Source organism: Pseudomonas sp. B14-6 (assembly GCF_013260315.1).
Classification (GTDB): Bacteria; Pseudomonadota; Gammaproteobacteria; order Pseudomonadales; family Pseudomonadaceae; genus Aquipseudomonas; species Aquipseudomonas mandelii.
Map to the genome: position 1 here is coordinate 803,517 of NZ_CP053929.1, position 12,295 is coordinate 815,811.

Annotated in this window: 8 protein-coding genes; 4 read left to right on the top strand and 4 right to left on the bottom strand. The window is 60.4% G+C overall.

Translation table 11 applies throughout. From position 1 onward, the window contains the following. Positions 1-49: 49 nt before the first annotated feature. From mapR to HP062_RS03720, 3 genes are all read right to left on the bottom strand, one after another. Positions 50-1,459, bottom strand: a complete 1,410-nt coding sequence (gene mapR / locus HP062_RS03710) for a GntR family transcriptional regulator MpaR (protein WP_010459917.1) — start codon at positions 1,457-1,459, stop codon at positions 50-52. A 130-nt stretch (positions 1,460-1,589) separates the two neighbouring features. Next, positions 1,590-3,017, bottom strand: a complete 1,428-nt coding sequence (gene ccoG / locus HP062_RS03715; protein WP_172790840.1) for a cytochrome c oxidase accessory protein CcoG — start codon at positions 3,015-3,017, stop codon at positions 1,590-1,592. A gap of 196 nt (positions 3,018-3,213) precedes the next feature. Beyond that, the gene (locus HP062_RS03720; protein ID WP_010459921.1) at positions 3,214-3,447 is read right to left on the bottom strand and encodes a DUF3203 family protein; all 234 of its coding nucleotides are present in this window, start codon (positions 3,445-3,447) and stop codon (positions 3,214-3,216) included. Positions 3,448-3,572: 125 nt separating this feature from the next. Between HP062_RS03720 and HP062_RS03725 the strand changes: the two genes are divergently transcribed. Beyond that, positions 3,573-4,085: an MgtC/SapB family protein gene (locus HP062_RS03725; protein ID WP_010459923.1), complete on the top strand. Its 513-nt coding sequence runs from the start codon at positions 3,573-3,575 to the stop codon at positions 4,083-4,085. Positions 4,086-4,095: 10 nt separating this feature from the next. Here the strand turns inward: HP062_RS03725 and HP062_RS03730 are convergent, their stop codons facing one another. Further along, positions 4,096-4,263 carry a hypothetical protein gene (locus HP062_RS03730; protein ID WP_167362284.1) on the bottom strand — a complete coding sequence of 56 codons (168 nt, stop codon included), beginning with the start codon at positions 4,261-4,263 and terminating at the stop codon, positions 4,096-4,098. A gap of 208 nt (positions 4,264-4,471) precedes the next feature. On the opposite strand from HP062_RS03730, the gene HP062_RS03735 reads away from it, so the two are divergent. The 3 genes from HP062_RS03735 (at position 4,472) to glgB (ending at position 12,242) form a co-directional block, all read left to right on the top strand. Next, a complete protein-coding gene (locus tag HP062_RS03735; RefSeq protein ID WP_010459925.1) occupies positions 4,472-6,469 on the top strand; it encodes an alpha-1,4-glucan--maltose-1-phosphate maltosyltransferase in 1,998 nt (665 codons plus the stop codon). 197 nt (positions 6,470-6,666) lie between these two features. Further along, positions 6,667-10,008, top strand: a complete 3,342-nt coding sequence (gene treS, locus HP062_RS03740; protein ID WP_102593613.1) for a maltose alpha-D-glucosyltransferase — start codon at positions 6,667-6,669, stop codon at positions 10,006-10,008. Positions 10,009-10,010: 2 nt separating this feature from the next. Further along, on the top strand, positions 10,011-12,242 hold the full coding sequence (gene glgB / locus HP062_RS03745) for a 1,4-alpha-glucan branching protein GlgB (protein ID WP_145307317.1): 2,232 nt from the start codon (positions 10,011-10,013) through the stop codon (positions 12,240-12,242). The last annotated feature ends 53 nt before the right edge of the window (positions 12,243-12,295 follow it).

Genomic DNA, 12,295 nt, shown 5'->3' on the forward strand with positions numbered 1-12,295 from the left:
TGGGGGCGAGCCTGCTCGCGATGACGGTAGCCCAAACGACATCAACGCTTCAGAACGACCGCACTATCCGCCCCAACGTCTCCATCGCCTTCTCCGAATCCTCGGTCCACGGGCTGCCATAATTCAGCCGGATACAATTCCTGAACCGCTGCGTCGGTGAAAAGATCGGCCCCGGCGCGATGCTGATGCCTTGCGCCAGTGCCATCTGGAACAACTTCAGCGAATCCATCTGCGGCGGCAGTTCCAGCCACAGGAAGTATCCGCCGGCCGGTTGGCTGACACGTGTCTGCGCCGGAAAATAGCGGGCGATGGCGGCGAGCATGGCGCTTTGCTGTTCTTCCAGGGCGTAGCGCAGTTTGCGCAGGTGCCGGTCGTAGCCGCCGTGTTGCAGGTAGTCGGCGATGGCGGCCTGGGCCGGCATCGAGGCGCACAGTGAAGTCATCAGTTTCAGCCGTTCGATCTTCTGCGCATATCGCCCGGCGGCGACCCAGCCGATGCGGTAGCCGGGGGCGAGGCTCTTGGCGAAGGAACCGCAATGCATCACCAGCCCTTCGGTATCAAACGCCTTAGCCGGTTTCGGCGCCTGCTGGCCGTAATAGAGTTCGGCGTAGACGTCGTCCTCGATCAGCGGCACCTGGTGGCTGCGCAACAGCTCGACCAGCTCCTGCTTCTTCGCCTCGGGCATGGTCGCGCCCATCGGGTTCTGGAAACTGGTCATGCACCAGCAGGCCTTGATCGGGTGGCGCTCCAGGGTTTGCGCGAGCACGCCCAGGTCGATACCGTCGCGCGGGTGCACCGGGATCTCGACGGCTTTGAGTTTCAGCCGTTCCAGGATTTGCAGGCAGGCATAGAACGCTGGTGCTTCAATGGCCACCAGGTCACCGGGTTCGGTGACCGCTTGCAGGCACAGATTCAGGGCTTCCAGCGCGCCGTTGGTAATCAGCAGTTCTTCCATCGGCAACATCAGGCCGCCGACCATGTAGCGCAGGGCAATCTGGCGCCGCAGCTGCGGGTTGCCCGGCGACATGTCGGTGACGACCATGCGCGGGTCCATGTCCCGTGCGGCGCTGGCCAGGGAGCGGGACAGGCGCTGCAACGGGAACAGGGTCGGGCTGGGAAAGGCCGAGCCGAAGGGCACGGTGGTCGGGTCCTTGATCGAGTCGAGGACCGAAAACACCAGCTCGCTGACGTCGACTTCGGTGGATTCATTGACCTGGCTGCTGATCACCGGCTCCGAGAACGGACTCGGCGCGTGCGCGTTGACGAAATAGCCGGAACGCGGCCGGGCGCGGATCAGGCCACGGCGTTCGAGCAGGTAGTAGGCCTGGAATACCGTGGACGGGCTGACCCCGTAAGTCTGGCTGGCATAGCGCACCGACGGCACGCGCTGGCCAGGGCCCAAGACGCCGGAGCGAATCAGTTCAGCGATGTCTTCGGCGAATTTTTCGTAGCGTTTCATCGAGTGCCTGGATTGGTGTTTTTCAGTGAAATCGAGGTGACTTCTTCGCGGGCAAGCACCGCTCCTACAGTCAGCACGAAACCGAAGGAGCGAGGCTTGCCCGCGAATGGCAGCACCGCAGTCTAAGGGATCAACGGTTCATCGGCGCAACAAACCGGCTCTTGGCCACGCTATAGATGTCCGGTTCGTCACTGTCGACAATCTTGAAACTGATCGTCTGCGAGCTGCTGCTGGGGCGTTCGGCGGTCATGGCCACTGACACCGGTACATCGACAATCTCACCCGGCGCCAGGCTCAGCTCGGTCTTGCCTTGCAGCACGAAGCCTTCGCCGTCCACCAGGCTCAGCCGATAGTCCTGACGCAGCTGGGTCTTGTTGATGACCTTCAAGCTGTAGATGTTTTCGATCTGCCCCTGGCTGTTCTCTCGGAACAGGCCGCGGTCCTTGCTCACGTCCAGCGACACCATCGGCCGCTCGACCAACGCCAGGGCGAGGGCGCCGATCATCACCAGCAGCACCGCGGTGTAACCGATCAGCCGTGGCCGCAGCAGATGAGTCTTGCCCCCTTGCAACTCATGCTCCGAGGTATAGCTGATCAAGCCACGGGCATAACCCATTTTGTCCATGATCGAATCGCAGGCGTCGATACACGCCGCGCAGCCGATGCACTCCATTTGCAAGCCGTCGCGTATGTCGATCCCGGTCGGGCAGACCTGCACGCACAGCTGGCAATCGATGCAATCACCCAGGCCCACCTCGGCCGGGTTCACCTCGCGTTTGCGCGGGCCACGGTTTTCACCACGGGCCACGTCGTAGGAAATGGTCAAGGTGTCCTTGTCGAACATCACGCTCTGGAATCGCGCATACGGGCACATGTGCATGCACACCGCTTCACGCAGCCAGCCGGCATTGATGTAAGTCGCGCCGGTGAAAAACAGCACCCAGAACAGACTGACACCGCCCATCTGCAAGGTCAGCAGCTCTTCGGCCAAGGGCCGGATCGGCGTGAAATACCCCACAAAGGTCAGCCCGGTGAGCAGACTGATGGCCAGCCACAGTGTGTGCTTGGCCGAGCGGCGAATAAGTTTGTTCAGGCCCCACGGCGCGGCTTGCAGCTTGATGCGCTGGTTGCGTTCGCCTTCGGTGATTTTCTCGCACCACATGAAGATCCAGGTCCAGGAACTCTGTGGGCAGGTGTAGCCGCACCAGACCCTGCCGGCGAACACGGTGATTGCGAACAGTCCGAACGCGGCGATGATCAGCAGCGCCGAAAGCAGGATGAAGTCCTGGGGCCAGAAAGTTGCGCCGAAGATGTGGAATTTGCTTTCGGAAAGGTCCCAGAGCACCGCCTGACGGTCACCCCAGTTCAGCCACACGGTGCCGAAGAACAGCAAAAACAGAACGCCCGCACCGCTCAGGCGCAATGTGCGGAACAGGCCGGTGAAGCTGCGGGTGTGAATCAGGTTGTCGCTGGACTTGGCCTTTATCTTTGGACGCAAAGGCTCGGTTTTTATAAATGAGGCAGGTTCTACGATTCGGACGGGGATTCTTTCGCTCATGGTCTTTCGCTCATCAGCCTCCATCAGGCATGAGCACTATGACCAGCGATCTGTTTGCATAACAGACTCAGGTATTGCAATAAAAAGCGGATCAGATGGGGATTGATCCGCTGCCTGCGACAACTTGATGCACCCCGTCACAGCAGGGCGCAGACGCCTATATCAGGCGCTTGCGGGGCTTGTTGATCGGGGTCAGTCAAATCACCGAATCACTGTCGGTAGCCTTCAAATGCTTACGGCCGTCCACTGCGCCTGCTACGGTCAATGCATCGGCTTCTGCTTCGGTGATGTACACGCGCTGGCCGTTGAGTTCCACCGCCGACATGGCTTTTTCCGAGTCGGTGATGATCGTGACGTCGGGGCACAGACGAATTTCTTCGCCGTTCTCGGTGATGAAGAAGCAGGTCTGGCTTTCGATGCGCACAGTCATGGCGATGTCCTTTTTTTAGCGGGTTCTAAACTGTTAGGGCGCATCCGACGGACATCGTTCTGTGCAACCGATTAATGGTCGGCGCGGTCCATCCTCCCATAACGATCAATCACAAGGATTGCACCATGAACGCCTGGTGGCATGAGGTTTGGGTAACGCTGCAAGCGGAGTTCGCCGACATCGGCGATGCGTCACAACTGACGCGTATAACCGTGAGATTACTGATGGCTGCGATCCTGGGCGGCATTCTGGGTTTCGAGCGTGAGCAAAAGGGCAAGGCCGCCGGCGTGCGTACGCACATGCTGGTAGCGCTGGGAGCTGCATTGTTTGTGCTGGTGCCACAGATGTCCGGCTCCCAGGCCGATGCCATGAGCCGGGTGGTGCAAGGCGTGATCGCCGGGATCGGCTTCCTCGGCGCCGGCACCATTCTGAAAAACCAGGAGGGCGATGAAGGCCACGTAAAAGGCCTGACCACCGCCGCCGGTTTATGGCTGACCGCCGCCATCGGTGTCTCGGCCGGGCTGGGCCGCGAGGCGACGGCGGTGTTTAGTACGCTGCTGGCGTTGGCGATTTTCAGCGTGATGCCGAGGATCGTGCAAATGCTCGACAGGGACAAAGACGAGCAGGAACGACCCTAGATCGCCATCGTCACTCAGGCGAGACGATCACCGGCGGCATCGTGCTCGGTGGTTCTTCCCGGGGTGGCGGCGTAGTGCCAGGCGGTTCCTTCTCAGGCACCGGTTGCGGTTCGGTCGGCGGAATGGTCGGGGTGTCGATGTTCGGATCAGGTGTCTCGGCAGGGATTGGAATACTCATCGTTGAAGCCTCCAGTGGCACATGGCGTAAGTCGTGCTTAAGTGAGTTGACCGTCACGCAAGGGATTTGATTCCGCAGCAAATGGGCGTGAACTTTTCCCCGCGCTTGTCGCTCGGAACCTAAGTGAGTTCATTTCGGGCCCGACGGGTTTCGTGTGAAAGACGACCAGACACAAGAGCGTCCATGGGGCGTTAAGGAGAGATGCTCGATGACTGCTGAAAAACCGACAGAGCTGAACTACAACCCTCATATGCCACTGTCGCAGGCGTTACTGCTGCCGCGCATCGCGATTGAAAACGTGATGCCGACCCTGGATGGCGGGCAGTTCGCGGCCAAGGCCGTGGTGGGCCAGGACGTGGTGGTGACCAGCAAAGTGTTCGCCGACGGCCACGACAAACTGGCCGTACGCATACGCTGGCGTGCCGACGGCGACGAGGCCTGGCAGAGCGAGGTCATGACCGAACTCGGCAATAACGGCTGGGAAGGGCAGTTCCGCGTTGAAGATCAAGGCCGCTACGTCTTTTGTATCGAAGCCTGGATCGATCAGTACGCCAGCTTTCTATACGAGATCGAGAAGAAGCACATTGCCGGCGTGCCCATCAGCCTGGAGTTGCAGGAAGGGCGCAATCAGGTGAAACAGGCGGCCGAGCGCTCGGAAGGGCCGCTGAGCGAAGACCTGGCGGCGTTGCACCATGAACTGTCCGGGTTGCTCGAAGCGGAACAAGTCACTTTGTTTCTGCACCAACGCAGTGCGGACCTGATGGCTCAGGCGGATCACCGTGCCTACTTGAGCCTCAGTCCCGAATTTCCGCTGGACGTCGAGCGCGAGCTCGCCCAGTTCGCCAGCTGGTATGAGTTGTTTCCGCGCTCGATCACCGACGATCCAAACCGTCACGGCACGTTCAACGACGTGCATGCTCGGTTGGCGATGATTCAGGACATGGGTTTCGACGTGCTGTATTTCCCGCCCATTCATCCAATCGGTCGCAGCTTCCGCAAAGGCCCGAACAATTCACTGAGCGCCGGCCCCGACGATCCGGGCAGCCCGTATGCCATCGGCAGCGAAGAGGGCGGGCACGAGGCGATTCACTCCGAACTCGGCACCCGCGAAGACTTTCGTCGACTGGTGGCGGCGGCGGCGGATTACGGACTGGAAATTGCCCTCGATTTCGCGATCCAGTGTTCCCAGGATCACCCGTGGCTCAAACAGCACCCGGGCTGGTTCAACTGGCGCCCGGACGGCACGATCAAATACGCCGAGAACCCGCCGAAAAAGTACCAGGACATCGTCAACGTCGATTTCTATGCCAGCGATGCAATTCCCAGCCTGTGGGTCGAGCTGCGGGACATTGTGGTCGGTTGGGTCGAAGAGGGCGTGAAGATCTTTCGTGTCGACAACCCTCACACCAAGCCGCTGCCGTTCTGGCAATGGCTGATCGCCGATGTGCGGGCGTTGTATCCCGAGGTGATCTTCCTGGCGGAGGCCTTTACCACGCCGGCGATGATGGCGCGGCTGGGCAAGGTCGGTTACTCCCAGAGTTACACCTACTTCACCTGGCGCAATACCAAGCGGGAACTGGCGACCTATTTCACCGAACTCAACGAGTCGCCATGGCGCGAATGCTACCGGCCGAATTTCTTCGTCAACACGCCGGACATCAACCCCGCGTTTCTGCATGAATCCGGACGCGCCGGCTTTCTCATCCGCGCGGCGCTGGCGACCATGGGCTCGGGTCTGTGGGGCATGTATTCGGGCTTCGAACTCTGTGAAGCCGCGCCGGTACCGGGCAAAGAGGAATACCTCAATTCCGAGAAATACGAGATCCGCCCACGGGACTTTACCGCGCCGGGCAACATCATCGCCGAGATCGCCCAGCTCAACCGCATCCGCCGGCAAAACCCGGCACTGCACACGCACCTGGGCCTGAAGGTCTACAACGCGTGGAACGACAACATTCTGTACTTCGGCAAACGCAGCGCGGATGGCAGCAACTTCATTCTGGTGGCCGTCAGCCTCGATCCGCATAACGTCCAGGAAGCGAATTTTGAATTGCCTCTGTGGGAAATGGGCTTGCCCGATGACGCCAGCACTCAGGGTGAAGACTTGATGAGCGGACATCGCTGGACCTGGTACGGCAAGTATCAGTTCATGCGAATCGACCCGGCGCATCAACCGTTCGGTATCTGGCGAATCACAACTTCTTGAAGCCCCCCAGATTTGCGATGGGATGAACTTTTGTGGCGAGGGAGCTTGCTCCCGCTGTGGCGCGCAGCGGCCCTATTTTTTCAGGGTCAACTGATTTACAGGTTTTGCGACTGCTTCGCAGCCGAGCGGGAGCAAGCTCCCTCGCCACAGGTAGGCGTTCGGCTCAGGGGCTGCACTGAATTCAACAGGAGTTTCAAATGGCGAAGAAACCCAAGGCAGCCACCTTTATCAAGGACCCGCTCTGGTACAAGGATGCGGTGATCTACCAGGTTCACGTTAAGTCTTTTTTCGACTCCAACAACGACGGGATCGGCGACTTTCCCGGCCTTATCGCCAAACTCGATTACATTGCCGACCTCGGCGTCAACACCATCTGGCTCTTGCCGTTCTATCCGTCGCCACGGCGCGATGATGGCTACGACATTGCCGAATACCGTGGCGTCCACCCCGATTACGGCACTATGGCCGACGCCAAACGTTTCATCTCCGAGGCCCACAAACGCGGCCTGCGGGTGATTACCGAGCTGGTCATCAACCACACCTCCGACCAGCACGCCTGGTTCCAGCGCGCACGAAAAGCCAAACCCGGTTCGGCGGCGCGGGACTTCTACGTCTGGTCCGACGATGACCACAAATACGACGGCACCCGGATCATCTTTCTCGACACCGAAAAGTCCAACTGGACCTGGGACCCGGTCGCCGGCCAGTACTTCTGGCACCGGTTCTATTCGCACCAGCCAGACCTCAACTTCGACAACCCGCAAGTCATGAAAGCGGTGCTGTCGGTGATGCGCTACTGGCTCGACATGGGCATCGACGGCCTGCGCCTGGACGCGATTCCCTACCTGATCGAGCGCGACGGCACCAACAACGAAAACCTGCCCGAGACCCACGACGTCCTCAAGCAGATCCGTGCCGAGATCGACGCCAACTATCCAGACCGCATGCTTCTGGCCGAGGCCAATCAATGGCCGGAAGACACGCAGCTGTACTTCGGTGACACCGATAAAAAAGGCCTCAACGGTGATGAATGCCACATGGCCTTTCACTTCCCGTTGATGCCGCGCATGTACATGGCGCTGGCTCAGGAAGATCGTTTCCCGATCACCGACATCCTGCGCCAGACCCCGGAGATCCCGGCCAACTGTCAGTGGGCGATTTTCCTGCGCAACCACGATGAGTTGACCCTGGAAATGGTCACCGACAAGGAACGCGATTACCTGTGGAACTACTACGCGGCCGACCGTCGGGCGCGGATCAACCTCGGTATTCGCCGCCGCCTCGCACCGTTGATGGAGCGGGATCGCCGTCGGGTGGAACTGCTCAACAGTCTGCTGCTGTCGATGCCGGGCACACCGACGATGTATTACGGCGATGAAATCGGCATGGGCGACAACATCTACCTCGGCGACCGTGACGGCGTGCGCACGCCCATGCAGTGGTCGATCGACCGTAACGGCGGTTTTTCCCGCGCCGACCCGGCGAGCCTGGTACTGCCGCCGATCATGGACCCGCAATACGGGTACCTGTCGGTCAATGTCGAGACCCAGGCCGGCGACCCGCATTCGCTGCTGAACTGGACCCGACGCATGCTCGCCGTGCGCAAACAGTCCAAGGCCTTCGGGCGTGGCACGCTGAAAATGCTCTCGCCGAGCAACCGGCGAATTCTGGCCTACACCCGTGAATACGACGGGCCGGACGGCAAATACGAAATCATCCTGTGTGTGGCCAACGTATCGCGCAGTGCGCAAGCGGCGGAGCTGGACCTGTCGGCTTACGCCGGTATGGTGCCGGTGGAGATGCTCGGGGGTAACGCCTTCCCGCCGATCGGCCAGTTGAATTTCCTCCTGACGCTGGCGCCTTACGGCTTTTATTGGTTTGGACTTGCTGCGGAGAATCAAATGCCCAGCTGGCACGTAGAACCGGCGCAAAGCCTGCCGGACTTCACCACCCTGGTGTTGAAAAAACGCATGGAAGAACTGCTCGAAGCGCCGTCACGCGGCACGCTGGAGCAGGGCATCTTGCCGAACTGGCTGCAAAACCGTCGCTGGTTCGCCGGCAAGGACGCGGCCATCGAGAAGGTCAACCTGGTCTATGGCGTGCGCTTCGGCGATGCGCAGCATCCGGTGCTTTTGAGTGAAATCGAAGTCACCAGCGGCGGCCAGACCAGCCGTTACCAGTTGCCTTTCGGCTTCATTGCCGATGATCAGGTCGGGCCGGCGCTGCCGCAGCAATTGGCGCTGTCTCGAGTGCGACGTGGCCCTCAGGTGGGGTTGATCACCGATGCGTTCAGCCTGGAAAACTTCATCCGCGCGGTGCTGCGAGGCATGCAGGAAAACACCGTGTTGCCTTCCGATGGCGGCGAGATCCGTTTCGAACCGACCGAGGAGTTGGCCAAACTGGGCCTGACGGCCGAATCCGAAGTGCGCTACCTGTCGGCCGAGCAGTCCAACAGTTCGGTGGTGATCGGCAGCAGCCTGGTGCTGAAGCTGATCCGCAAGGTCGCCTCGGGCGTGCACCCGGAACTGGAAATGAGCGCCTATCTGACCAACGCCGGTTTTAGCAATATCTCGCCGCTGCTGGGGTCGGTGGTTCGCCGCGACGCCAAGGGCGAGGACAATCTGCTGATGATTGCCCAAGGCTATTTGAGCAATCAGGGCGATGCCTGGGAATGGACCCAGAACAACCTCGAACGGGCACTGCGCGACGAACTGGCCGACGCCATGTCCGAGCAAGAGCAGCACTACAACGCACTGGGTGAGCTCAAAGACTTCGCCGGCATGCTAGGCCAACGGCTGGGTGAGATGCACCAGGTGCTGGCGGCCCCGACCGATGACCCGGACTTCGCTCCGCAGGTCACCACGCAAAAAGAGGCCCTGGCCTCGGCCAAGGACGTCGCGGCGCAACTGGAGCACTCGCTGAAGTTGCTCAAACAGCATCAAAGCGAACTGAACCCGGCGGACAAAGCGCTGGTCACTCGTTTACTGGACAACAAAAAAGCCATCCTCAGTCATGTCCAGGACCTGGGCGAAAAAGCCGTCGGTGGTTTGCGCATTCGCGTCCACGGCGATTTGCACCTGGGTCAGGTGCTGGTGATCAAGGGCGACGCCTTCTTGATCGACTTCGAAGGCGAGCCGGCACGGCCGCTGAGCGAACGACGCGGCAAGCACAGCCCGTACAAAGATGTCAGTGGCGTGTTGCGCTCCTTCGATTACGCCGCGGCGATGGCGATCAACGTGCATAACGTCGACAACACCGCCGAAGCCCGAGCGGCACGGCAACGGGTAGCCGACCGTTATTTGAATGAAGCAAAACAGGCATTTGTCGACGCTTATCGGCTGGCGGCAGCTAGTCTTGCTCATGCGTGGCAAGATCCGGAAGGCGAGGACGCCGCGTTGGCGTTGTTCGGGCTGGAGAAGGCGGCGTATGAGGTGGCTTATGAGGCTGAAAATCGCCCCACGTGGCTGCCGGTGCCATTGCACGGTTTGTATGGATTATTGAGTGGGCTTAAACCCTTTTCCGAGCTTGGTGGAGAGTAGTCATGAGTTTCTCGAACAAGGAACAGGGTCACGCTAAAGAAGCGTTGCTGCCCAGATCGCGGGATATCGACGCGCTGGTACGCGCCGAACATCACGACCCTTTTGCAATTCTCGGCCCCCACGGCGATGACGCCGGCGGGCAATTCATTCGAGCGTATCTGCCAGACGCACTGAGCGTGCAGGTACTGGCCAGGGACTCCGGGGAAGAACTCGGCAACCTTGAAGCCACTCAGACGCCGGGCCTTTTTGTCGGGCACTTCGATCGGGCGCAGCCGTATCTTTTGCGCACCCGTTGGGCCGGTGGCGAACAGGTTTCCGAGGACCCTTACAGCTTTGGCCCATTACTCGGCGAAATGGACTTGTACCTGTTCGCCGAAGGCAATCATCGCGACCTCAGCGCCTGCCTCGGCGCGCAGCTGAAGACGGTGGACGGCGTCGACGGCGTGCGTTTCGCCGTGTGGGCGCCGAATGCCAAACGGGTGTCGGTGGTCGGTGACTTCAACAACTGGGACGGTCGTCGGCACCCGATGCGTTTGCGCCATCCCACCGGGGTCTGGGAAGTGTTCATCCCGCGTTTGCAGGCAGGGGAAACCTACAAATACGAAATCCTCGGCGCCCACGGGATTCTGCCGCTCAAGGCTGACCCGATGGCTTTGGCCACCTCGCTGCCGCCGGATACCGCGTCCAAAGTCGCCTCACCGTTGAACATCGACTGGCAGGATCAGGCGTGGATGGAGTCTCGTGGCGAGCGTCATCTGCCGAGTGCGCCGCTGTCGATCTATGAATTGCACGCCGGCTCGTGGCAATGCGAGCTGGACGATCTGGGTGAAGTGGCGCGCCAGTACACCTGGCACGAACTGGGCGAGCGGCTGATTCCTTATGTGAAGGAACTGGGCTTCACCCACATCGAGCTGATGCCGATCATGGAACACCCGTTCGGCGGTTCCTGGGGTTACCAGTTGCTGTCGCAATTCGCCCCGAGCGCCCGTTATGGTTCGCCGGATGACTTCGCCGCCTTCGTCAACGCCTGTCACCAGGCTGACATCGGCGTGATCCTCGATTGGGTGCCGGCGCATTTCCCCACCGATACCCACGGCCTGGCGCAATTCGATGGCACCGCGTTGTACGAATACGGCAATCCGCAGGAAGGTTTCCATCAGGACTGGGACACGCTGATCTATAACCTGGGCCGCACCGAAGTGCACGGCTACATGCTGGCCTCGGCGCTGCACTGGCTCAAGCATTTCCACGTCGATGGCCTGCGGGTCGATGCCGTGGCGTCGATGCTCTATCGCGATTACTCGCGCAAGGCCGGGGAATGGGTGCCAAACCGTCACGGCGGGCGCGAGAACCTCGAAGCCATCGACTTCCTGCGCCACCTCAACGACGTGGTCAACATCGAAGCGCCCGGTGCGCTGGTGATTGCCGAGGAGTCCACCGCGTGGCCGGGTGTCAGCCAGAGCACGCAACAGGGCGGGCTGGGCTTTGACTACAAATGGAACATGGGCTGGATGCACGATTCACTGCATTACATCCAACAGGATCCGGTGTACCGCGCCCATCACCACAACGAGCTGAGTTTCGGCCTGGTGTATGCCTGGTCTGAGCGTTTCATTCTGCCGATCTCCCACGATGAAGTGGTGCACGGCAAGCACTCGCTGATCGACAAGATGCCTGGCGACCGCTGGCAGAAATTTGCCAACCTGCGGGCCTATTTGAGCTTCATGTGGGCGCATCCTGGCAAGAAACTGCTGTTCATGGGCTGCGAGTTCGGCCAGTGGCGCGAGTGGAATCACGATCAGCAACTGGATTGGTACCTGCTGCAATACTCCGAACACAAGGGTGTGCAGAAACTGGTCGGCGACCTCAATCGGCTGTACCGCGAAGAGCCGGCGATGCATGACCAGGACGACGCGCCGCAAGGCTTCCAGTGGTTGATCGGCGATGATGCGATCAACAGCGTTTACGCGTTCCTGCGTTGGAGCAAGGAAGGGCGGCCGGTGTTGGTGGTGGCGAACTTCACGCCGGTGCCGCGTCAGGCCTATCGCATCGGCGTACCGTTCGCCGGGCGCTGGGGCGAGGTGATCAACAGCGACGCGGCGATGTATGCCGGGTCCAACTATGGCAACAACGGCGGGGCGTTTACCGAGGAAGAGCCGAGCCATGGCCAGAACATTTCACTGGTGTTGAATCTGCCACCGTTGGCGGTGTTGATCCTGAGTCCTGAGGGTTGATCCAGTACGGGGTCTCTCCCATCGCGAGCAGGCTCGCTCCGACATGATCGTTC

Excerpts from the sequence above, each read along its gene's own strand:
- HP062_RS03730 (WP_167362284.1), bottom strand. The coding sequence starts at position 4,263 with ATGAGTATTCCAATCCCTGCCGAGACACCTGATCCGAACATCGACACC.
- treS (WP_102593613.1), top strand. The coding sequence starts at position 6,667 with ATGGCGAAGAAACCCAAGGCAGCCACCTTTATCAAGGACCCGCTCTGG.
- HP062_RS03725 (WP_010459923.1), top strand. The coding sequence starts at position 3,573 with ATGAACGCCTGGTGGCATGAGGTTTGGGTAACGCTGCAAGCGGAGTTC.
- HP062_RS03720 (WP_010459921.1), bottom strand. The coding sequence starts at position 3,447 with ATGACTGTGCGCATCGAAAGCCAGACCTGCTTCTTCATCACCGAGAAC.
- HP062_RS03735 (WP_010459925.1), top strand. The coding sequence starts at position 4,472 with ATGACTGCTGAAAAACCGACAGAGCTGAACTACAACCCTCATATGCCA.
- ccoG (WP_172790840.1), bottom strand. The coding sequence starts at position 3,017 with ATGAGCGAAAGAATCCCCGTCCGAATCGTAGAACCTGCCTCATTTATA.
- glgB (WP_145307317.1), top strand. The coding sequence starts at position 10,011 with ATGAGTTTCTCGAACAAGGAACAGGGTCACGCTAAAGAAGCGTTGCTG.
- mapR (WP_010459917.1), bottom strand. The coding sequence starts at position 1,459 with ATGAAACGCTACGAAAAATTCGCCGAAGACATCGCTGAACTGATTCGC.